Source organism: Azospirillum sp. B510 (assembly GCF_000010725.1).
Lineage (GTDB): Bacteria > Pseudomonadota > Alphaproteobacteria > Azospirillales > Azospirillaceae > Azospirillum > Azospirillum lipoferum_B.
On sequence record NC_013854.1, the window covers coordinates 2,997,234 to 3,017,443 of the forward strand.

The 20,210-nt window shown below is 68.9% G+C and carries 19 protein-coding genes; 8 read left to right on the plus strand and 11 right to left on the minus strand.

The features are described 5' to 3' along the window. Positions 1-70 precede the first annotated feature (70 nt). Both leuS and AZL_RS14010 read right to left on the minus strand, forming a co-directional pair. Positions 71-2,641 carry a leucine--tRNA ligase gene (gene leuS, locus AZL_RS14005; protein ID WP_012975181.1) on the minus strand — a complete coding sequence of 857 codons (2,571 nt, stop codon included), beginning with the start codon at positions 2,639-2,641 and terminating at the stop codon, positions 71-73. Between the two features lie 91 nt (positions 2,642-2,732). Continuing rightward, positions 2,733-3,269 carry a DUF3576 domain-containing protein gene (locus tag AZL_RS14010; protein ID WP_012975182.1) on the minus strand — a complete coding sequence of 179 codons (537 nt, stop codon included), beginning with the start codon at positions 3,267-3,269 and terminating at the stop codon, positions 2,733-2,735. 334 nt (positions 3,270-3,603) lie between these two features. Between AZL_RS14010 and AZL_RS14015 the strand changes: the two genes are divergently transcribed. Continuing rightward, a complete protein-coding gene (locus tag AZL_RS14015; protein WP_012975183.1) occupies positions 3,604-4,770 on the plus strand; it encodes a porin in 1,167 nt (388 codons plus the stop codon). 327 nt (positions 4,771-5,097) lie between these two features. Beyond that, the gene (locus tag AZL_RS14020; RefSeq protein ID WP_012975184.1) at positions 5,098-6,252 is read left to right on the plus strand and encodes a porin; all 1,155 of its coding nucleotides are present in this window, start codon (positions 5,098-5,100) and stop codon (positions 6,250-6,252) included. Positions 6,253-6,403: 151 nt separating this feature from the next. On the opposite strand, the gene AZL_RS14025 is transcribed toward AZL_RS14020, so the two are convergent. After that, positions 6,404-7,009, minus strand: a complete 606-nt coding sequence (locus tag AZL_RS14025; RefSeq protein ID WP_012975185.1) for a hypothetical protein — start codon at positions 7,007-7,009, stop codon at positions 6,404-6,406. Between the two features lie 183 nt (positions 7,010-7,192). On the opposite strand from AZL_RS14025, the gene AZL_RS14030 reads away from it, so the two are divergent. Next, the gene (locus AZL_RS14030; protein ID WP_148219327.1) at positions 7,193-7,942 is read left to right on the plus strand and encodes a YggS family pyridoxal phosphate-dependent enzyme; all 750 of its coding nucleotides are present in this window, start codon (positions 7,193-7,195) and stop codon (positions 7,940-7,942) included. Positions 7,943-7,978: 36 nt separating this feature from the next. On the opposite strand, the gene AZL_RS14035 is transcribed toward AZL_RS14030, so the two are convergent. The 3 genes from AZL_RS14035 to ribA form a co-directional block, all read right to left on the minus strand. Next, on the minus strand, positions 7,979-8,521 hold the full coding sequence (locus tag AZL_RS14035; RefSeq protein ID WP_012975187.1) for a L,D-transpeptidase family protein: 543 nt from the start codon (positions 8,519-8,521) through the stop codon (positions 7,979-7,981). After that, positions 8,518-9,522, minus strand: a complete 1,005-nt coding sequence (locus tag AZL_RS14040) for a hypothetical protein (RefSeq protein WP_012975188.1) — start codon at positions 9,520-9,522, stop codon at positions 8,518-8,520. Before AZL_RS14040 ends, AZL_RS14035 begins: the two co-directional genes overlap by 4 nt. A 211-nt stretch (positions 9,523-9,733) precedes the next feature. Then, entirely contained in the window at positions 9,734-10,993 is a 1,260-nt protein-coding gene (ribA, locus tag AZL_RS14045) for a GTP cyclohydrolase II (protein ID WP_371304216.1), read from the minus strand. Positions 10,994-11,283: 290 nt separating this feature from the next. Between ribA and AZL_RS14050 the strand changes: the two genes are divergently transcribed. Together AZL_RS14050 and AZL_RS14055 are read left to right on the plus strand one after the other, a co-directional pair. Further along, on the plus strand, positions 11,284-11,814 hold the full coding sequence (locus tag AZL_RS14050) for a glycosyl transferase (RefSeq protein WP_247894223.1): 531 nt from the start codon (positions 11,284-11,286) through the stop codon (positions 11,812-11,814). 116 nt (positions 11,815-11,930) lie between these two features. Continuing rightward, entirely contained in the window at positions 11,931-12,665 is a 735-nt protein-coding gene (locus tag AZL_RS14055) for a response regulator transcription factor (RefSeq protein WP_012975191.1), read from the plus strand. 9 nt (positions 12,666-12,674) lie between these two features. On the opposite strand, the gene AZL_RS14060 is transcribed toward AZL_RS14055, so the two are convergent. After that, on the minus strand, positions 12,675-13,466 hold the full coding sequence (locus AZL_RS14060) for a hypothetical protein (protein WP_012975192.1): 792 nt from the start codon (positions 13,464-13,466) through the stop codon (positions 12,675-12,677). Positions 13,467-13,715: 249 nt separating this feature from the next. Here AZL_RS14060 and AZL_RS14065 point away from each other — a divergent pair, with 249 nt between their 5' ends. Both AZL_RS14065 and AZL_RS14070 read left to right on the plus strand, forming a co-directional pair. Continuing rightward, positions 13,716-14,603 (plus strand): MBL fold metallo-hydrolase, encoded by an 888-nt coding sequence (locus AZL_RS14065; protein WP_012975193.1) that lies wholly within the window; start codon positions 13,716-13,718, stop codon positions 14,601-14,603. Between the two features lie 205 nt (positions 14,604-14,808). Next, positions 14,809-15,648, plus strand: coding sequence for a YcbK family protein (locus AZL_RS14070; protein ID WP_247894224.1), 840 nt, complete (start codon positions 14,809-14,811; stop codon positions 15,646-15,648). A 53-nt stretch (positions 15,649-15,701) separates the two neighbouring features. Here the strand turns inward: AZL_RS14070 and xth are convergent, their stop codons facing one another. Together xth and AZL_RS14080 are read right to left on the minus strand one after the other, a co-directional pair. After that, on the minus strand, positions 15,702-16,496 hold the full coding sequence (xth, locus tag AZL_RS14075) for an exodeoxyribonuclease III (protein ID WP_012975195.1): 795 nt from the start codon (positions 16,494-16,496) through the stop codon (positions 15,702-15,704). Between the two features lie 10 nt (positions 16,497-16,506). Next, positions 16,507-17,190 carry a fumarylacetoacetate hydrolase family protein gene (locus AZL_RS14080; RefSeq protein WP_012975196.1) on the minus strand — a complete coding sequence of 228 codons (684 nt, stop codon included), beginning with the start codon at positions 17,188-17,190 and terminating at the stop codon, positions 16,507-16,509. Between the two features lie 437 nt (positions 17,191-17,627). Between AZL_RS14080 and AZL_RS14085 the strand changes: the two genes are divergently transcribed. Beyond that, entirely contained in the window at positions 17,628-18,122 is a 495-nt protein-coding gene (locus AZL_RS14085) for a MarR family winged helix-turn-helix transcriptional regulator (protein ID WP_247894225.1), read from the plus strand. Between the two features lie 129 nt (positions 18,123-18,251). On the opposite strand, the gene AZL_RS14090 is transcribed toward AZL_RS14085, so the two are convergent. Both AZL_RS14090 and AZL_RS14095 read right to left on the minus strand, forming a co-directional pair. Next, positions 18,252-19,073 carry an ABC transporter ATP-binding protein gene (locus AZL_RS14090; RefSeq protein WP_042443863.1) on the minus strand — a complete coding sequence of 274 codons (822 nt, stop codon included), beginning with the start codon at positions 19,071-19,073 and terminating at the stop codon, positions 18,252-18,254. A gap of 5 nt (positions 19,074-19,078) precedes the next feature. Next, the gene (locus tag AZL_RS14095) at positions 19,079-20,194 is read right to left on the minus strand and encodes a FecCD family ABC transporter permease (protein WP_042443207.1); all 1,116 of its coding nucleotides are present in this window, start codon (positions 20,192-20,194) and stop codon (positions 19,079-19,081) included. Positions 20,195-20,210 lie beyond the last annotated feature (16 nt).

Below are 20,210 nucleotides of genomic sequence, written 5' to 3' on the forward strand. Positions count from 1 at the left end.
TAGGGCCTGCCGGAGGGAAGCCTTAGGGAGCGGGCTCCGGCTGACCAAGCCCTGGCGGAACGATCTGGGATCAGATGACGACATTGATCACCCGGTTCGGGACGACGATGACCTTGCGGGCCGGCTTGCCGTCCATGGCGCGCTGGACGTTGGCGTCGGCAAGCGCCGCCCGCTCCGCCGCATCCTTGTCCATGTCGCGCGGCAATTCCAGCGTGGCGCGCAGCTTGCCGTTGACCTGCACCGCGACCTTGACGCTGTCCTCCACCACCAGGGCGGGGTCGGCCTCCGGCCAGGGCTGGTCGGCCAGCAGGCCGCCATTGCCAAGCCGCGCCCACAGCTCCTCACCCAGATGCGGCATCATCGGGCCGACGAGGCGGACCAGCGACTCGAACCCCTCGCGCAGCACCCAGGCCTCGCCCTCGCCCGCGCCGTCCAGTTCGCCCAGCGCGTTGGACAGTTCGCGGACGCGGGCGACCGCCTTGTTGAAGCGGAATTTGTCGAGATCCTCCGACACGCCGGCGATGGTCTTATGGACCAGGCGGCGGGCGGCATCGGCCTTGGGGCCGAACGACCCAGGGATCGGCGTGCCGGCGGCGGGCAGCTCCACCGGCGCCTCGGTCACCATCCGCCACAGGCGGTTGATGTAGCGCCAGGCGCCGTCGATGCCGGACTCGGTCCATTCCAGGTCACGCTCCGGCGGGCTGTCCGACAGCATGAACAGGCGGGCGGCGTCGGCGCCATAGGTGCCGATGATGTGCGCCGGGTCCACCACGTTCTTCTTGGACTTCGACATCTTCTCGACGCGGCCGACAGTGACCGGCGCGCCGCTGTCGGCCCGCACCCACTCGCCCTTGTCGTTCCTGGTCAGGTCGGTCGGAGCCAGCCAGGCGCCGGTGCCGGCGTCCTTGTAGGTCTCGTGGTTGACCATGCCCTGGGTGAACAGGCCGGTGAAGGGCTCGTCCAGGTTCAGATAGCCGCAGGTCTTCAGCGCCCGCGTCCAGAAACGGCTGTAGAGCAGATGCAGGACCGCATGCTCGATGCCGCCGATATACTGGTCGACGCCCAGCCAGTAATCGACCGCAGAGCGGGTGAAGGCCGCATCCTCGCTCTTCGGCGAGCAGAAGCGGGCGAAATACCAGGACGACTCGATGAAGGTGTCGAAGGTGTCGGTCTCGCGCAGCGCCGGCTTGCCGCAGCTCGGGCAGCTGGTGTGCTTCCAGGTCGGATGGTGATCCAGCGGGTTGCCGGGCTTGTCGAAGGTCACATCCTCCGGCAGCACCACCGGCAGCTGGTCGGCCGGAACCGGAACGATGCCGCAGGACTCGCAATGGATGACCGGGATCGGGCAGCCCCAATAGCGCTGGCGGGAGACGCCCCAGTCGCGCAGGCGGTACTGGGTGGTGCGCTCGCCCCGGCCCGCCGCCTCCAGCCGCTTGCCGGCCTCCTCCTTCGCCGACTCGGTGTCGAGCCCGTCGAGGAAGGCGGAGTTCCGCAGCACGCCGGGACCGGTATAGGCCTCGGTCCCGACCGCGAAGGCCGCCGGATCGGCGTCGGCGGGGATCACCACCGGACGGACCGGCAGGCCATATTTGCGGGCGAAATCCAGGTCGCGCTGGTCATGGGCCGGGCAGGCGAAGATCGCGCCCGTGCCATAGTCCATCAGCACGAAATTGGCGACATAGACCGGCAGCTCCCAGGACGGGTCGAAGGGATGCACGACCTTCAGCCCGGTGTCGAAGCCGCGCTTCTCCGCCGTCTCGATCGCCTCCTCGCTGGTGCCCAGCCGGTTGCACTCGGCGATGAACTCGGCGAGATCCGGGCGGGTCGCCGCCAGCTCGGCCGCCAGCGGGTGATTCGGGGAGATCGCGGCGAAGGACGCGCCGAACAGCGTGTCGGGCCGGGTGGTGAAGACCTCCAGCTCCTCCTCGCGCCCCTTGATGGCGAAGCGGAAGCGGACGCCGGTGGACTTGCCGATCCAGTTCTCCTGCATGATGCGGACGCGCTCGGGCCAGCGGTCCAGCGTCTCCAACCCTTGCAGCAGCTCTTCGGCATAGGCGGTGATCTTCAGGAACCACTGCGACAGCTTGCGCTTCTCGACAAGCGCGCCGGTGCGCCAGCCGCGGCCGTCGATCACCTGCTCGTTGGCGAGAACGGTGTTGTCCACCGGGTCCCAGTTCACCCAGGATTCCTTGCGGTAGGCCAGACCGGCCTTCAGGAAATCCAGGAACATCCTCTGCTCGTGGCGGTAATACTCCACGTCGCAGGTGGCGACCTCGCGGTCCCAGTCGATGGACAGGCCCATCGTCTTCAGCTGCCCGCGCATGGTCGCGATGTTCTCGCGCGTCCAGGCGGCGGGGTGGACCTTCTTCTCCAGCGCGGCGTTCTCCGCCGGCAGGCCGAAGGCGTCCCAGCCCATCGGGTGCAGGACGTTGAAGCCCTTGGCGCGCTTGAAGCGCGCGATCACATCGCCGATGGTGTAGTTGCGGACATGGCCCATATGGATGCGCCCCGACGGATAGGGGAACATCTCCAGCACGTAGTATTTGGGCCGGGAGGCGTCCTCGCGCGCGGTGAAACAGCCCTTGCCGTCCCACACGCCCTGCCACTTCGCCTCGGTTTCCTTGACATTGTAACGCGACATGAACGCGACGCCGTTTTCCGTTGTACCAGATGAACCGGATGCTTGCCTGATCTGACCCCGCCGGTCCCGGCCCCGGCGGGCGCCATCCCCGTCAGCGGACGGCGGCGTTCTGCGCGACGCGGAGCTGGCGGGCGCGGGTCAGCACCGCGTCCTCCAGCTGCCCGGCGGTCTCCGGCCCGACGGAGAGGTCGCGCCAGTCGTTGCCGGTCCGCTGCTGCTTGAACACCGACACCCGGACGCCGTCGGCGCGCAGCTGGCGGTCCATGATATAGAGATTGACCTTGAACCGCTCGTTCGGCGAATCGGGCGGGGTGTACCAGTCGGTCAGGATCACGCCGCCGAACGGATCGGCCGAGGCGATCGGCATGAAGGAGAGCGTGTCGAGCGAGGCGCGCCACAGGAAGCTGTTGACGCCGATGCCGCCGGCCGCGTCCTGCTCGCCGCGCTTGTTCTTGCCGAACAGGTTGATGCCGCCCTCCGTGCCGAGCAGGCTGCCGAACTTGTAGTCCTTGTTCTTCATCTGCTCTTCGACGGTTTCGGTCTTGCCGCCCCAGCTTGCGCAGCCGGCGATCGAGACGGAGGCCGCGAGCAGTACAGGGACAAGGCGAAGGGCGGTCGAACGGCGCATGGTCGGGAACCCGGTTCAGAAAAGGGGTTGCCGCGCGCGAGTCACGCGCGGAATGCCGCTGAACAGACCATAAGTGGACGGCCCCACGCAACAGCGGAAGCATCTTGGCGCCATCCCGCGATGACATCGTGACGACAGTCGGGACCCGCCGGCTTCGGCTGTGGCGGCCACGCAATGCCATCATTCCTGGTGTGCCCCGTGTGACACACTGTCCCCTCAATGCAGCAATTTCGGAGATTTGCCGCTTGCTGGCGCGGGCGGGGGTGCGTACGAAAGTCTCAGCCAGGACGTCAACCAGGCTGAAACATCTGCTGCCAGGATGGAGGCAAAAATCATGAACCGTTATCTGCTGGCCGGCGCCGCCGCCGCCGCTCTCGCCCTCGGCGCTGGTGCCGCCAACGCCCAGGCCAAGTTCGAAGTCAAGATCGGCGGCGACGCCTACTTCGAAGGCGGCTATGTTGGCCAGGATCTCGATTCCGGCACGCGCTCGACCGAATTCCGCAACCGCATGCGCATCAACATCATCCCGTCCGCCAAGGCCGACAACGGCCTGGAGTATGGTGCCCGCCTGCGTCTGCGCGCCAACGGCAACGACCGCAACACCGACGCTGACCGCGCCTACATGTTCGCGCAGGGCTCGTTCGGTCAGGTCCGCCTGGGTGTGACCGACTCGTTCAACGACGACACCTACGTCACCGCCCCGATGGATTACCTGGCGCTGGGCATCTATGACGGTCTGCCGGCCTGGATCAACACCACCGGCACCAACGGCAACAACATCAACTCGGGCGTTGCCAACACCGTCACGAAGTCGGGCAACATCATCAGCCCGTCGGTCGTTGTCGACGGTAATGCCACGAAGATCGTCTACTACAGCCCGCGCTTCGCCGGCATCCAGTTCGGCGCCAGCTACACGCCGCGCAACGACAGCTCGAACACCGACATCAACCGCACCAAGCCGGTTGCGTCGGCCACCACCGGGAACGCCTCGGGCACCTTCACCGACATCGTCGAAGTCGGCGCCAACTACAACAACACCTTCAGCGGCGTGACCCTGAAGGCGTCTGCCGGCTACTTCTGGGGCCAGGCGATCGGCAACTCCGCCGGTTCCAACTACAAGGACCTGAACGCCTGGCAGGCCGGCGCGCAGATCGGCTATGCCGGCTTCGCCCTGGGCGGCGGCTATGTCGATTACGGCAAGTCGGGCCAGAACAAGATCCGTTCGGTCTTCACCGAGCCGACCCGCAACTGGAACGTCGGCGCCCAGTACACCACCGGCCCGATCGTCGTCGGCCTGAACTACAAGAACGGCCGCGATGCCGGTTCGCAGACCACCGCTGGCGAGCGCGAGCTGCAGGTCTACGAAATCGGTGTTGGCTACACCGTCGCTCCGGGCCTGACCGTCCAGGCCCAGTACGACTACTTCAAGGTCAACAACGACGCTTCGGCCCAGGACGACAAGGGCAACGTCGTCATCCTGCGCTCGGTCCTGGCGTTCTAATCGGTCCTCCGATCGAACGTCCGGCAACGGACAGGAAGAGCGGTGGCTTCGGCCACCGCTTTTTTTGTTTTGAGCCAAGCGGCAAGCCCGTTGTTTGGGCATTGCGCATCGTTCGTGGGCGTAGAATGGAGCGGAATTGGGGCAAACGCCCTTTTCTCAATATTTTCAACCATTTAGCTGTGTGGTTTTGCTGCAACTATGTTGCGAATGCGTGAAGACACCACAGTTTGCCTCTTGTCCGCAGACCGTCCGCGCGGTTAAGTCATCTTCATAAGACAACCGCGCGCTCCCGGATAAACGGGGCGTCCGCACAAGGATGGATAATCCATGAAGCGCTCTCTCGTCATCGGCTGCGCAGCCGTTGCCCTCGCCGCCGGCTGCGGCACCGCCTCGGCCCAGTCCAAGTCGAAGTTCGACATCCTGCTGGGCGGCGACGCCTTCTTCCAGGGCGCCTATGTCGGCCAGGATCACGACAGCGATCTGCGCAAGGTCGATTTTGCCAACCGCTTCCGTCTGACCGTCACCCCGACGGCCAAGGCCGACAACGGCCTGGAATACGGCGCCCGTCTGCGTCTGCGCGCCTCCGGCGGCAACAACAATAACCGCCAGACCGACGCCGACCGCGCCTACATCTTCGTGAACGGCGCCTTCGGTTCGGTTCTGGCCGGTGTGGTCAACGGCCCGTCGGACGACTCGGGCGTCATCGGCCCGAACGTCGATGGCATCTCCGGCAGCCCGGACGGCTGGGCGTTCAACTATTATGACCCCGGTAACACGGGGACTGCTTCGGGCAGGCTCCGTGGCGCCCTCCCCAACGTCGCGTTCAACCTGCGCAACCTCGAGTCGGGCGACGCCAGCACCAAGATCGTCTACAACACCCCGAGCTTCGCCGGCTTCAAGCTGAGCGCTTCCTACACCCCGACCTACGGCAGCGGCAACACCGACATCTATCGTCGCAAGAACGTCGCTGGCGACACCGCCCACCCGTACCGTGACATCGGCGAAGTCCAGGCCTACTACAAGGGCGCCTTCAGCGGCGTCGGCCTGGAAGGCAGCGTCGCCTACCAGTTCGGCGAAGCCAACATCCCGGGCATCGAGAAGCTGTCGTCGGTCCATGCCGGCGCCACCGTCACCTACGGCGCCTTCGCCCTGGGCGGCAGCTACGCCTTCAGCGGCGACAGCGGCTTCGCCAAGGTCCATCGCGGCGTGAAGGACAACCAGGTTTGGCTGGTCGGCGCCCAGTACACCGTTGGTCCGGTGATCCTGGCCGCCACCTACACCAACGCCCAGGGGGCGGTCAACCAGACCGGCGCCGCCAGCGCCGCCGACTCCGCCCGCGCCAACATCTACCAGGGCGGCATCACCTATGCCGTGGCGCCGGGCCTGACCACGGGTCTGGAATACAGCTTCGTCGACAACAAGACCGGCGGCCGCAAGAACGACGCCAACATCGTTCTGTGGGACACCCGCTTCTCCTTCTAAGGAGCGGTTTCCTGGCAGCAAACGTGAGGGCGGCGGAGAAATCCGCCGCCTCTTTTTTTGTCCGCGCCGTCATCCAAGGGACCGGCTTCGCGGGATGGACATGAAAAAGGCGACGGGAACTTCCGTCGCCTTTTTCATGTCCGGGGTCGGCTTATTTCTTCGGGGCGGCTTTGGGCGGATCGGCCTTCGGCTGGTCGGCCTTGGCGTCCTTGGCCGCCGTGTCGCACATCATGAACAGCACCGACGACTCCAGCGGGGTCCAGACCAGCAGATAGCGTTCCTTGTCCTGATCCGCGAGGAAGACGATGGTTTCCGGATCGGTGACCGACTTCGGATGGATCTCGCCGAGCAGATAGCCGGTGCGGCCATAATTGGCCATCGTCCCCTGGAAGATATAGTCCAGCCGCTCCTGGTCGTCCTTCGCGACCTCCCAGCCGAACTGCTCCTGGCGCACGCAACGGCGGCCATATTCGTCCAGGATCTTGTCCATGAAGCCGCGGTAGGTGCCGTCGTCACCCAGCGGAAAGGCGGGTTCGCTGAAGCGGACCTTGGTCATCGGCGACCCGAGCATGACCTTGGGCTTGGCCTGCTTGGCGTCGGGCTTGGCCTGGGCGGCGGCCTTGGGGGCAGGCTGTGCCGGCTTCGCGGCCTCCTCGGCCCGGACGGGAGGAGCGACGAGGCCGACGGCGACCGCGAGCAGGGCGGCGGAGGCGGCCGGCATCAGGGTGGGGAGCAGGGAACGAAACGGACTCCGCATGCGGAGGTCTCCTCGATATGCGAAACGGTGACGATGCCAGCGCCGGCGATCAACCGCCCGATCCGGAATGCCCGGAAGGACATCATCGGGTCTGATCGCTTGGGGCGCTTGCGTTTCCGCGGACCGTCCGCTAACACGCCGCGCAAGCGCTGTACACCCGCAGCGACCGGATTGAGGGCGGCCATGACAACGACGCAGGGCACTGGCAAAGATACGCGGACCGTCGCCGAACCCGGCGCCTCCGCCGACGGCGTGACGGCGCGACTCGACGGGGTGCGGCGCGCCATCGTGGAAACCGCTACGGCCTGCGGACGCGGTGACGGCGCCGTGACCCTGGTGGCGGTGTCGAAGACCCATCCCGCCGAAGCGGTGGAGGAGGCGCTCGCCGCCGGCCAGCGCGTGTTCGGCGAGAACCGCGTGCAGGAAGCCAAGGCCAAGTTCCCGGCGCTGAAGGAGCGCTTCGCCGATCTGGAGCTGCACCTGATCGGTCCGCTGCAAACCAACAAGGTCAAGGACGCCGTCGCCCTGTTCGACGTGATCCAGACGCTGGACCGGCCCAAGCTGGCCGAGGCGCTGGCGGCCGAGATGGCGAAGGAGATGGCCAAGACCGGCCGTCGGCCGCGCTGCCTGATCGAGGTCAACACCGGCGAGGAGCCGCAGAAGGCCGGCATCGCCCCGGCGGAGGTCGAGGCCTTCCTGGCCGATTGCCGCGACCGGCTGGGTCTGCCGGTCACCGGACTGATGTGCATCCCGCCGGTGGACGAGGAGCCGGCGATGCATTTCGCCCTGCTGGCGGAGATGGCGCGCCGGCTGGACCTGCCGGAGATCAGCATGGGCATGAGCGGCGATTACGAGACCGCGGTCCGCTTCGGCGCCACCCATGTGCGGGTCGGCACCGCCATCTTCGGCTCGCGGCCCTACCCGGCCCCATAGCCGCCGCGCGGCCATCCGCCGCATCGGGTTGCGCCATCAGGGGGTGGGGCCGCCGGCGACGCTCAAGGCGCTGCCCGGCCCGCAAGCCTTCAGCAGCCGGAGCATGTCGTCGGGCGCCAGCGCGACGCAGCCGGCCGTCGGCGCCCGGTCGGGACGGACGAGGTGCAGGAACACGGCGCTGCCCAGCCCCGGCACCACGGGGTCGTCATTGTGCCCCATCACCACCACGATGTCATAGACATGGTCATCCCGCCACATCTCCTCATGGCTGGCGGGATAGGGAAGGCTGACCGGCCGGTTGTAGGCCGCATCCCCCGGCGCATCGCACCAGCCATCATGTTCGGCGATGGGAAGCAGCGGCAGCCCGGTCTCCGGTGGCGGCAGACGGTCGGCGCGCCAGAGCACGCGGCGCAGCGGAAAGCGGCCGATGGGGGTGGCGCCATCCCCCTCGCGCTTGTCAAGGCGGACACCCCCCCGGCCCAGCACGCAAGGCGCCTCCCCGCCCGGCCAGCGCAGGCGGCCGGTGGTGACCAAACCGGCTCCGCCGCCCTCCGGCGTCACGGTGATTTCGATGCTCATCCCGAGACCCGCGTGGTGCTGCCGGCGGTCTGCGCCGCTCTGCGCGTCTGCTCATATTTGGCCAGATTGCGCATCATCGTCTCCGACAGCATGTCCGGCGAGACCGGAGCCGCGCCGGCCGGCTGGGCAGCTGGCTGGTCAGCACCCGGCTGAGCCTGACCGCCATTGGCCATCCCACCGTTGGCCGCCCCGCCATTGACGGGCGCCGCGCCGGCGCCGCGCGCGGCCGCCGTCACCGCCCCCGGAACCGGGGCGGCGAAGCGGGGCACGCTGTGCTTGGCCAGCGCGGAACCGGCCAGCGGCGTATCGCGCGCCGGCATCTTGCTGGGGTGGGGAACAGCCCCCCCGGCCGCGAGCTGCGCCGTCAGGGACGGTGAGGACTCGGCTGACTTGGCGGCCGGGGCGGCGGCCACAAGCCGGATCGGCTGTCCGGTGGCCGTCGGATTTTGCCCAGGCGCCGCCGAAAGCTCGGCCGGTCTGGCGGCGGCGAGCGCCGCGGCAAGCCCGCCGGCGGGCGCCTGCTGCGGGCTTCGCGGCGGTGCGGACTCTCCCTTGGCGGAGTCCTTGGCCGGCTCCGCGGGGGAGCCGGACGACGCCGGCCCCCCCGCGGCGTCCGCGACGGCCGTGGGGGCGGAGGGATGGTCACCGTCCCCAAAGCCGAGCGAGGCCATGACGTGATCGCCGACATCCTTGCCCGTCGCCTGTTCGACCACCGCGTTGGCGATGGAGGCCATGCCGCCGATCACCCCGCCATAGAGGATGTCGCCCATGATGCGCATGGAGGGCTGAATGGTGTCGCCGGTGATCTCGCGATAGATGGTGCTGACGATCGGAATGTGTTGCAGGGGGTTGATGACGTCCAGGAAATCCCAGAAGGACATCTCGCCCTGGATTTCCACCGGGCCGCCATTGTGGCCGTCGCTGATGACCGGCGACGCCTTTTCGCGCGGCGCCGGATGCTGGACGGCGCTGCTGTCGATGGTGGTGGCGTCGATGGCCATGGGCGGTCTCCCGGCTCGGTGGTCACGCTAGAATAAAGCAACTATCGTGCCAGCCCTGTGGCGCCCCTTCCGCGTGGATTCCGGGGTTCGGAAGCGGTCCGGAGGGGCCGCGCCCGGAATCCGATTCCCAGCGCCGCCGCCGACGACGGCCGGGACCGCCGGAGGCGGCAAGAACTGCCGGTCCCGGAGGGCGATTCCTGCCCTCGGAGGTTCAGAACATGTGGCCGCTGCGCTCCGCCTTGGTGCGGAGATAGGCCTCGTTGTGGCCGTTGGCGGGGAAGATATGCGCCACACGCTCCACCACCGCGATGCCGCAGCGGGCGAGCTGGCGCAGCTTCTCGGGGTTGTTGGTCATCAGCCGCACCGCTTCGAAACCAAGCTGCCGCAGCATCTCGGCCGCCGGCAGATAGACGCGCTCGTCGGCTTCGAAGCCGAGAATCTCGTTGGCGTCCACCGTATCGAAGCCGCGATCCTGGATGCGGTAGGCGCGCAGCTTGTTGACCAGCCCGATGCCGCGCCCCTCCTGCGCCAGATACAGCAGCACGCCGCTGCCCTGCCGGGCGATCTCGGCGATCGCGCCGCGCAGCTGGTCGCCGCAGTCGCAGCGCAGGGAGCCGAGCAGGTCGCCGGTGAAGCATTCCGAATGCAGCCGGGCCAGCACGGGCTGCGCCGGATCGGGATCGCCGATGACGATGGCCAGATGCTCCGGCCCGCCGTCGGCCGGGCGGAAGGCGTAGATCCGCGTGTCCTCCGACCCCACCAGCGGCACCCGGGCGTCGGCGACGCGGCGCAGGGTCCGCACCACATGGACACGGTAATCGGCGACGTCCGACGCCCGCACCAGCAGCAGGTCATGGGCCGCCGCCCAATCCGCCGCGCTGCCGGCGATCGAAGGCGGCAGGTCGGCGGTGATGGCGGCCGGCAGCAGACGGGCGAGACGGGCGAGATCCACCGCCGCGGCCTCGCGGCTGCCCGGACGGGCCTCGCTGGCGCTCAGGCCGGCCGGCAGCGCATCCTGCGCCCGGGGATGCTGTTCGGGATCGGCCAGCGCATGGGCCTGATCGGCGGTCAGTCCGCCGGGCCGGTCGAGCGCCATGGCGCCGAACCCCTCCGCCTCGGCGCCGGGCGCTTGGTCGTCGGCGATGTCGCCCACCAGCCGCGCGGCGGCGGCCAGCCCCAGCACCACGGCGCGGCGGCGGGTGACCACCAGCCGGGGGCTGCCGCCGGTCAGCGCTTTCAGCCGCTCCACCGCGTCGAGCGCCACCGACTCCACCGACACCGCGGCACCGACGGTGCCGTCGGCGGTCTCGATCGCCACCACCTCGCCCCGGCGCAGGGCGGCCAGGGCCCGGTCGACGGCGCGCACGGCCGCCTCGTCGATCGGTGCCGCCTCGGCAACCGGGGCGGGGGCAACCGGGGCGGGGCTCGGCGGGGAGGCCATGGTGGCGGCGGAGGTGCGTTCGGCTTGCATCGTCAGCGGCTTTGCGTAGCGGGGGCGCCGGATCCGGCGCGAAAACGGGACATGGTGTGTTCGGCCGACGAAGCAAAGCGCAGGTGGCGCGCCCCTGTCCAGCGATTCCCGCGCGCCACACCGTTGCCGAAGGCGCAACGATCCCGCTAGCCTGTCGGTCCCGGCCACCCTGCCGGGCCGGAGTCTGGCCGATATGACGCCGGAGTCGGCACCTCCAACGGGCCGCTCCGCCGCCGGAACCCCCGGCGCTAGGATGACAACCCGCAGCCCTTCACCCGGGAGCTTTCCCCTTGTCCACTCCTCCGACCATGTCCGCGACGAACCAGGATTCGACCGCCTCCCTCCATCTGGTGATGCCGGCCGATCTGCCGGCCGACTCCTACGGCCGTCGCATGGTCGAGGCGCTGCGTGCCGCCGGGACCGGCATCACGATCCACGCCCTGCCCGGTCCGCATCCGCAGGTGGACCCGTCGGCGATCCTGGCCGCCGATGTGGCGCTGGCGCGGTTGCCCGACGGCGCCGTGGTCCTGCTGGAGGGCAACACCCTGCCCAATCTCGCCGCGAGCCTGCCGGCCGACAGCCGCCGCCTGCGTTTCACCGCGCTCGTCGACCGCCTGCGCTGGACCGAGCCAGGATTGCCCGACGAGGAGGCCGCCGCACGCCGCAACCTGGAACAGGGGGCGTTGGCCCTGATGCGCCGCGTCGCCGTCCCCGACGATGCCGTCGCCGCCACCTTGCGGAGCCTGGGCGTGCAGCCCGGCCGCATCGTCCATGCCCCCGCGGATACGGCCGGCGCGGCGGCTCTGCTGGCCGCTCTGTAGGGTGGCCGGCCCCATCACGACAAGCCACCACGACAAGCCCTTGGCGCCATGCTACTAAGGCGCGGCCCCGGTCCCGCCACCGGAGGTCTCCGTCTCCCGACCTCGTGCCGAAGCCCATGACCATCGCAAAACGCATCCTCCTGGTCGACGACGACACCGCCCTGCGCCAGTCGCTGGCGGAACAGCTTCGGCTGCTGGAGGAGGTGGAGACGGTGGAGGCCGGCGACGGTGCCGGGGCCCTGACCGCGGTGAAGGCGGCCAGTGGGGGAACCGGCGGGGAAGTCCCCAGCGGCACGGCGGGAGCCGCCTTCTCCGCCATCCTGCTCGATGTCGGCCTGCCGGATATGGACGGACGCGACGTGTGCAAGCTGCTGCGGCGCGAGGGCGTGCGCTGCCCGATCATCATGCTGACCGCGTCGGCCAGCGATGCCGACACCATCCTGGGGCTGGACTCCGGCGCCAGCGACTATGTGACCAAGCCCTTCCGTCTGGGGGTGCTGATCGCACGCCTGCGCGCCCAGCTGCGCCAGTTCGAGCAGACCGAGGACGCGGTCTTCGCCATCGGCCCCTACAGTTTCCGCCCCGGCGCCAAGATGCTGGTGGACGAGGCCGCCAACCGCAAGATCCGCCTGACCGAGAAGGAAACGGCGATCTTGAAATATCTGTATCGGGCGGGCGATCTGGTGGTCGGACGCGAAACCCTGCTGGGGGAGGTCTGGGGCTATAATGCCGCGGTCACCACCCACACGCTGGAAACCCACGTCTACCGCTTGCGCCAGAAGATCGAGGCCGATCCGTCCAACGCCCGCATCCTGGTGACGGAGCCCGGCGGCTATCGTCTGGTGCCCTGACGGCCGGGATCAACGCGGGCCGACCGCGGTCAAGCCACGCCGGCTTCCCCGTTCGGCGATCGTGACCTCGCCGGCGAAACCCAGCCAGCGTTGGCGTTCGCCAGGTTGAGGTTTGGCCGCCTGGGGTTTCGAGGCGTGCTTGCCCAGCCGGGCCGTCCCCAGACCGCAGGCGGAGGGACCGCCCCACAGCCCGCGCCCGCGCGAAACCACCGGCAGAAGCCGCAGCTTGCGTCCGACAATCGCCATCCGGCGGCGCCAGTGGGCGACATCATGGGGCGATACGCCGACACGCCGCGCGATCTCGCGGTCGGACAGCAGCGCGCTGCCGGGATCCTGCAACAGTTCCAAGACCGCGCGGCGCTTGTCGGTGTCGGCATGGCGGGAATGCTTGCGCTCCAGCGCCTTGCCCATGTCCCACAGCTTCTCCGCCGTCTCCCGCGCCAGGGTGCGCCAGCGGTCGGCCTCCTCGCGCTGCCGCTCGGCATCCCCCGCCGCCTTGTCGAACTGGCGGCGCAGGGTGGCGAGTTCCAGCTCGAGATCCCTCACCTGCCGGCGCAGGCCACGGACCAGCTCGTCCGGCGGCGGCGGCGGGGCGGGCGCCCCGGCAGGCTCGCAGGGCTGGGCAGCGGGGGGCGGTTCGGGAGCGGGCGGCACCGGCGTGCGCGCACGCTCCGCCAGATCGCGGAAGGACAGGCCGGCGCGGGACAGCATGATGCGGGCGGCACGCAGCGCGGACAACGCCTCGCCCTGGTGCTCCGACTCGGCCATGGCGAGGACTTTGGCGAGCTTGTCAGGATCCATCCGCGTCGGGTTCCGCCGGAGCCGGTCCCCGCCCGCGCGGGGACCCGTGGAAAATCATGCCGCTCAATGCGCGACGGGGCTCAACCTACCACATCTTATTGGTTTGGACAGATGCACTTCGCAGGGAACCGGCTGGGGGCGGCCCCTATTCGAAAGCCGTGGAGGGAGGCGGGAATCCTGCCCGGACGGGACCGGGCGGGAAGAGATTCTCTAGACTTGGACAAGAAGTGCCGCCACGATGGCGCCGTCATGACTGTCCGCTCCACGACCAATTCCGCACAATCACCCGCTCCGGACAAGTCCAGCGGCGAAGCGCCCTTTGCCGTACGATTCTGGGGCGTGCGCGGCAGCATCGCATCGCCCGGCCCGGCGACCGTGCGCTATGGCGGCAACACCGCCTGCATCGAACTGCGCTGCCCGGGCGCCCACATCGTCTTCGATTGCGGCACCGGCATCAGGCCGCTGGGCGAATCGCTGGCCCATGACGGCGGACCGGTGGACATCGACCTGCTGCTGACCCACAGCCATCTCGACCACATCAGCGGCCTGCCCTTCTTCGCGCCGGCCTTCGATCCCGCCAGCCGGCTGCGGCTGTGGGCCGGGCACCTGCCGCCGGAACGCCCCTTCCGCACCGTGCTGGCCGACATGATGACCGCACCGCTCTTCCCGGTGCCGGTCGAGATTTTCCGCGCCGATTGCCAGTTCCGCGACTTCCAGGCCGGACAGACGCTGGATCTGGCGCCGGGGGTGGTGGTGCGCACCTGCCGTCTGAACCATCCCGACGGCGCCACCGGCTACCGGGTGGAACAGGGCGGCCGCAGCCTGTGCATCCTGACCGACACCGAGCATCCCGCCGAAGGGCGCGATCCGGTGATCCTGGATCTGCTGCGGGGCGCCGACGTCATGGTCTATGACTGCACCTACACCGACGCCGAATATCCGTCGCGCGTCGGCTGGGGACATTCGACCTGGCAGGAATGCCTCCGGCTCGCCGAGGCCGCCGGGGTCGGCCGCGCGGTGATCTTCCACCATGATCCGGCCCGGACCGACGACATGCTCGACGTCATCGCCGCCGAGGCGGAGGCGATGCGACCGGGGTCGCTGGTCGCCCGGGAGGGGATGGAGCTGTCCCTGTAGGCCCGTCGCCACGCCCTCCGGTTGCCGCCACAGCAGTCAGCCCTACTGATGAAAAGCGCTTGCGCGTGTTCGATGCGCCACAGGTTGCTTTGTCACACTGGCCTCCTGTGACAATCCTGGTATTAGATCCGGCTGTGCGATCCCGCCGTGAACGGGGTGGCGGGTTCGTCGAGGCGTGCAAAGCTTGGGGGGGAAAGCGATGCGCATGACCGGCCGTGCCTGGGGATGTCTTGCCGTCCTGACCGTCGCGACCCAGCTTGGCGGCTGCGCCACCCAGTCGCTTGACAACACCAAGCTCGACAGCGGGCCGCGCAGCGTGGTGCTCCAGCATCCCGCAAGCGGCGAGACGGCCTCCGTCACCTACTGGCGTCCCGGCGACGGCTATGACCCGGCCGCGATGCGCGAGATCGCCGCCCTGTTCCGCGACCGCCGCAGCGACGAGACGATTCCGATCGATCCCGCCCTGATCGACATGCTGGTCGAATTGCGCCAGCGCGTCGGAGCGCCGCCCGACTCGCCGATCCGCATCACCTCCGGCTACCGGTCGAGCGCCACCAATGCCAGCCTCGCCCGGACGAACCCGAACGTCGCCGAGAATTCCTATCACCTGCGCGGTCAGGCGGCGGACTTCTCCATCGCCGGCATCCCGCCGTCCCGTCTGGCGGAGGAGGCGGCGGCGATGCAGCGCGGCGGCTACGCGATGTACGCCCACACCGGCCATGTCCATGTCGACACCGGCCCCTTCCGCACCTGGACGCCGAAGACCGGCGAACCGCGCGCCCCGCAAATCCTGGAGGCGCAGGCCCGCGCCCGTGCCAGAGCCCCAACCCTGGCGATCGCCCGGAACACCACCCACGGCAAAAGCCGTGTCCAGGTGGCGGAGACGGCGACCAAAGACACCACGGCCAAGGCGGGCAAACCGCCGGCAAAGCCGGGCAAGGCTCCGGCGAAATCCGCCGAGCTGTCGCCACCCGAACTGGCGCGCGTCCGGCTGGCTCTGGCCCAGGTGAAGGACATGCCGGAGCAGAAGGCGGCGAAGCGGTAATCCCCGCACGCCTTCTTCCCGTCAGATATTCAACGCTTCAGGCTTCCCGCGCCTCAGACATCCAGATCCACGATCACCGGCACATGGTCCGACGGCTTGGGGTCCCAGCCGCGGGCGTCGCGCAGCACCTTGATGCCGGCCAGCGCGCCTTCCAGCGGCGGCGTGACCCAGATATGGTCCAGGCGCCGGCCCCGGTTGGAGGCGGCCCAATCCTTCGCCCGGTAGCTCCACCAGGTATAGAGCTTCTCCTCCGGCGGGACGAAGCGGCGCATCGCGTCGATCCAGCCGGCCGAGGCCTGCATCGCCGCCAGCCTCTCGACCTCGACCGGCGTATGCGAGACCACCGACAACAGCTCCTTGTGGCTCCAGACATCCTGCTCCAGCGGCGCGATGTTCAGGTCGCCGACCAGCACCATCGGCCGGTCGGGCGTCCGCTCCGTGCCGAGCCAGCGGGTCATCTCGTCGAGGAACTGGAGCTTGTGGGCGAACTTGTCGTTCACCGCCGGGTCGGGGATGTCGCCGCCGGCGGGGATGTAGACGCAATGCAGCTCGATCCCGCCCGGCAGGCGGGCGAGCGCGTGGCGGCAATCCTGCTTGCCGCACCAATGCTGGACGTCGTGCGAAGAGAAGGGCAGGCGCGACAGGATGGCGACGCCGTTATAGCTCTTCATCCCGTGGATGTGGGCATGGACATAGCCACGCTCCGCCAGGGGGGCGAGCGGGAAGTCGGCGTCCACCACCTTGGTTTCCTGCAGGCAGATCACGTCCGGCCGCTCCTCCTCCATCAGGCGGAGGAGGAGGTCCAGACGCATGCGGACCGAATTGATGTTCCAGGTCGCGATGCGCATGACCGGCGGCTCAGGCGATGGTCAGGGTCAGGGTGCCGACGCCCTCGACCTCACCGGTCAGCACGTCGCCGGCCACCACCGGACCGACGCCCTCCGGCGTGCCGGTGTAGATCAGGTCGCCCGGTTGCAACTCGACCAGCCCGGACAGGTAGGAGATCGTCTCCGCCACCGACCAGATCAGGTCGGAGAGGTCGCCCGCCTGCCGCACTTCGCCATTCACCCGCAGGGTGACGGCGCCCCTGGCCGGATGGCCGATGTCGGCGACGGTGCGGAGGGCGGAGCAGGGGGCCGACTGGTCGAAGCCCTTGCCCATGTCCCAGGGCTTGCCTTCCTTCTTGGCGGCGTTCTGGAGATCGCGGCGGGTCATGTCGAGCCCAACGGCATAGCCGAACACGTGCTCCAGAGCGCGGTCGACCGGAATGTCGCGCCCGCCTGCGCTGATCGCCGCCACCAGTTCGATCTCATGGTGCAGGTTGGCGGTCTTGGGCGGATAGGGGATGGTGGCGCCATCGGCGACGATGGCGTCGGCCGGCTTCATGAAGAAGAAGGGCGGCTCGCGGTCGGGGTCGGCGCCCATCTCGCGCGCATGGGCGGCATAGTTGCGGCCGACGCAATAGATGCGGCGCACCGGAAACGGATCGCCGCCCACGACGGGGATGGCAGGCTGGGACCACAGGGGAATGGCGAAGGCCATGGCATCGGATCTCTGGTTGGGATACTGCCGAACAGCTAACCCGAAAGCCGGCGCCGAACCAAGCACGGAACCAAACTCATGGCCATCCGCCCCGCCCCGCGAAGCGATGGCGGATGCGCGGACGGAAGAGACTCGACTCCGCCACCCGACGGAGGCGTAAAACGAAGACGCCCGGTCTGGGGGGGACCGGGCGTCGGAAGCTCCGATTCGGAAACCCGCGCGCGGCAGGGGAGACCGCGGAGCGGGCGATCGGCGTCGAATCGGCGTCGATCACTTCTTGACTCTTGAAGATGGAATTTGTGGAGGTTCCCACCAATACGTCACACGCATATCTGATATGCATAGCCTATCAACTGTATAGTTCTTGCTGACAAACGAACGCCTTGTCCGCATTTTATGCCTTCATCCGATAATTCATCCAAAATATGGCATCCACGGTGACTGACAACGAGCGTTCCACACCCGCCGACCGGCGGTCGCGTCTGCGGCCCGGCAAGAACGGCAAGCTTGCTCTCGGCCCCCTTCCGAACCTTGTGGGCTACAACCTGCGCAAGGCCCAGGTCGCGGTGTTCCAGAGCTTCCAGAACGCGGTCGCTCCGCACGACATCACGCCCGGCCAGTTCGGCGTGCTGATCATGATCCGGGAGAATGAGGGGCTGTCGCAGTCCGACCTGGGCACGGCGGTCGGCATCGACCGCTCGACCATGGTCGCGGTGATCGACCGGCTCGAGTCGCGCGGCCTCGTCGTGCGCGCTCCCTCGCCCAACGACCGCCGCTCCTACGCGCTGCGCCTGTCGCCGGAAGGCCAGGCCCTGATGGACGACCTGATCCCGCGCGTCCAGGCCCATGACCAGGGCATGGTCAAGGACCTGTCGCCGGAGGAGCAGGTGCAGTTCATCGAATTCCTGCGCCGCGTTTCGCGGTCGAAGTAAGGATCGGCCGACCGCCCAGTTCCAGACAGCGAGTTCCAGACACCGGAAACAAACTGGTGGCCCGCCCCGTCCCGGCACATGCCGGATGCGGGGCGGGCTTTTCTATTTGGACGGCGTCAGGAACCGCCGTCAGAGCGCTTGATCGACGATGATCTGGAGGCTGCCGCGCGAACAGGTCTCGACCCTCGCCTCGATGTCGTAGACCTCGGCCAGCAGCCGGGCGGTGATCGCCTCCCGCGGCGAACCGAAAGCCTGAAGGGCGCCGCCACGCAGCACGGCGACCCGGTCGGCGTGGCGGGCGGCCAGGGCGATGTCGTGCATGACCACGATGGTGACCATGCCATGCTCCCGCGTCAGGTGCGCGACCTCCCGCATCACCACGGTCTGATGCCGCAGGTCGAGCGCGCTGGTCGGCTCGTCCAGCATCAGCACGGCGGGGCGGCGGGCCACCGCCTGGGCGAGGCTGGCGAGCTGGCGCTGGCCGCCGGACAGGGCCGACAGTTCGCGGTTGGCGAGCTCGGCGATGCCGATGTCGGCGAGCGTGGCGTAGGCCCGCCGCACCGGGTCGCCCGCCACCGCGGAGGACGCTCCGCCACCCGGCCGCTGGGGAACGGCGCGCAGGGAGCCGACCACCGATTCGAGCACCGACAGACCGATGGGCGGCGGCAACGACTGCGGCATGAAGCCGAGCAGCCGCGCCCGCTCCGCCCGCGGCAGACGGAGCAGGTCCGCGCCGTCGAGCCGGACGCGTCCGCTCAGCTCTCCAAGCCCGGCCAGTCCGCGCAGAAGGGTCGATTTCCCCGCCCCGTTGGGACCGATCAGCGCGGTGAGCGTGCCCTGGCGCAGCGTCGGCAGGGTGAGGTGCTGGATGATCGGCGTACGGCCATAGCCGAGGGACACGCCCTCGACCGCCAGACCGCCGGAACGGTCATCGGAAACTTGCTGGTCCATGACGGTCACCGCCGCTGCCGGAGGATGAGGAGGACGAAGGCCGGCACGCCGACCAGCGCGGTGACGATGCCGACCGGCACGATGATGCCCGGCATGATCGCCTTGCTGGCGACCGAGGCGAGCGACAGCAGCAGCGCGCCGACCATGGCGCTGGTCGGCAGAAGGAAACGCTGGTCCTCGCCCACCAGCATGCGGGCGATGTGCGGCCCGACCAGCCCGATGAAGCCGATCGGCCCGACGAAGGCGACGGCGATGGAGGAGATCAGGCTGACCCGGATGAGCGACGCGTAGCGCAGCCGCCGCACATCGACGCCGAAACTGAGCGCCCGATCCTCGCCGAGCCGCAGCACCGTCATGCTCCAGGCGGCGGACATCGAGAAGGGCATCACCAGCGCCAGGATCGCCGCCAGGACGCCGATCTTCTCCCAGGTCGCGCGGGTCACGCTGCCCAGCGTCCAGAAGACGAGCTGCTGGAGCACATCCTCCGGCGCGATCAGTTGCAGCAGGGCGACGAGCGCATGGCAACTGAACACCAGCGCGATGCCCAGCAGCACCAGGGTCTCGCGCCCGGCCGGCGCCAGGCGCGCCATGGCCTGGAGCAGAAGCACCGACCCGAAGGCGAAGAGGAAGGCCAGCGCCGGCACCGTCCAGCTTTCCGGCAGGCCGAAGGGCGCCAGATGGAAGGTGATGGCCAGCGAGGCGCCGACGGCGGCGGCCGACGACAGGCCGAGCGTGAAGGGGCTGGCCAGCGGATTGTCGAGGATGGTCTGCATCTCCACCCCCGACAGGCCCAGCACCGCCCCGACCAGCAGCGCCATCACCGCATAGGGCAACCGCACCGTCCAGACGATCACCGCGGTGGTCCGCTCGACCTCAGCCGGGCTGAGGACGGCACGGAACAGGTCATGCAGGGTGAGACCGGACGGACCGGTCACGATGTCGGCCAACCCGGCCACCAGCATGGCCAGGGTGAAGGCGGCGAGCAGGACGGCGCGGCGGAGCATGCGGCGCCGATGCCCGGCGATGGCGGCTTCCAGCCCGGCGCCATCGCCGGCCGCGGAGACGCCGCCGGGTTGGTCCAAAGGGCGACCAGGGGCGGCACGGTGATCGAGAGCGGTCATGACGGGGCGCTTCGTC

Excerpts from the sequence above, each read along its gene's own strand:
- AZL_RS14025 (WP_012975185.1), bottom strand. The coding sequence starts at position 7,009 with ATGCGGAGTCCGTTTCGTTCCCTGCTCCCCACCCTGATGCCGGCCGCC.
- xth (WP_012975195.1), bottom strand. The coding sequence starts at position 16,496 with ATGCGCATCGCGACCTGGAACATCAATTCGGTCCGCATGCGTCTGGAC.
- leuS (WP_012975181.1), bottom strand. The coding sequence starts at position 2,641 with ATGTCGCGTTACAATGTCAAGGAAACCGAGGCGAAGTGGCAGGGCGTG.
- AZL_RS14090 (WP_042443863.1), bottom strand. The coding sequence starts at position 19,073 with ATGGACCAGCAAGTTTCCGATGACCGTTCCGGCGGTCTGGCGGTCGAG.
- AZL_RS14095 (WP_042443207.1), bottom strand. The coding sequence starts at position 20,194 with ATGACCGCTCTCGATCACCGTGCCGCCCCTGGTCGCCCTTTGGACCAA.
- AZL_RS14035 (WP_012975187.1), bottom strand. The coding sequence starts at position 8,521 with ATGAGCATCGAAATCACCGTGACGCCGGAGGGCGGCGGAGCCGGTTTG.
- AZL_RS14010 (WP_012975182.1), bottom strand. The coding sequence starts at position 3,269 with ATGCGCCGTTCGACCGCCCTTCGCCTTGTCCCTGTACTGCTCGCGGCC.
- AZL_RS14040 (WP_012975188.1), bottom strand. The coding sequence starts at position 9,522 with ATGGCCATCGACGCCACCACCATCGACAGCAGCGCCGTCCAGCATCCG.
- AZL_RS14065 (WP_012975193.1), top strand. The coding sequence starts at position 13,716 with ATGACTGTCCGCTCCACGACCAATTCCGCACAATCACCCGCTCCGGAC.
- AZL_RS14080 (WP_012975196.1), bottom strand. The coding sequence starts at position 17,190 with ATGGCCTTCGCCATTCCCCTGTGGTCCCAGCCTGCCATCCCCGTCGTG.
- ribA (WP_371304216.1), bottom strand. The coding sequence starts at position 10,993 with ATGCAAGCCGAACGCACCTCCGCCGCCACCATGGCCTCCCCGCCGAGC.
- AZL_RS14015 (WP_012975183.1), top strand. The coding sequence starts at position 3,604 with ATGAACCGTTATCTGCTGGCCGGCGCCGCCGCCGCCGCTCTCGCCCTC.
- AZL_RS14030 (WP_148219327.1), top strand. The coding sequence starts at position 7,193 with ATGACAACGACGCAGGGCACTGGCAAAGATACGCGGACCGTCGCCGAA.
- AZL_RS14060 (WP_012975192.1), bottom strand. The coding sequence starts at position 13,466 with ATGGATCCTGACAAGCTCGCCAAAGTCCTCGCCATGGCCGAGTCGGAG.
- AZL_RS14020 (WP_012975184.1), top strand. The coding sequence starts at position 5,098 with ATGAAGCGCTCTCTCGTCATCGGCTGCGCAGCCGTTGCCCTCGCCGCC.
- AZL_RS14070 (WP_247894224.1), top strand. The coding sequence starts at position 14,809 with ATGACCGGCCGTGCCTGGGGATGTCTTGCCGTCCTGACCGTCGCGACC.
- AZL_RS14055 (WP_012975191.1), top strand. The coding sequence starts at position 11,931 with ATGACCATCGCAAAACGCATCCTCCTGGTCGACGACGACACCGCCCTG.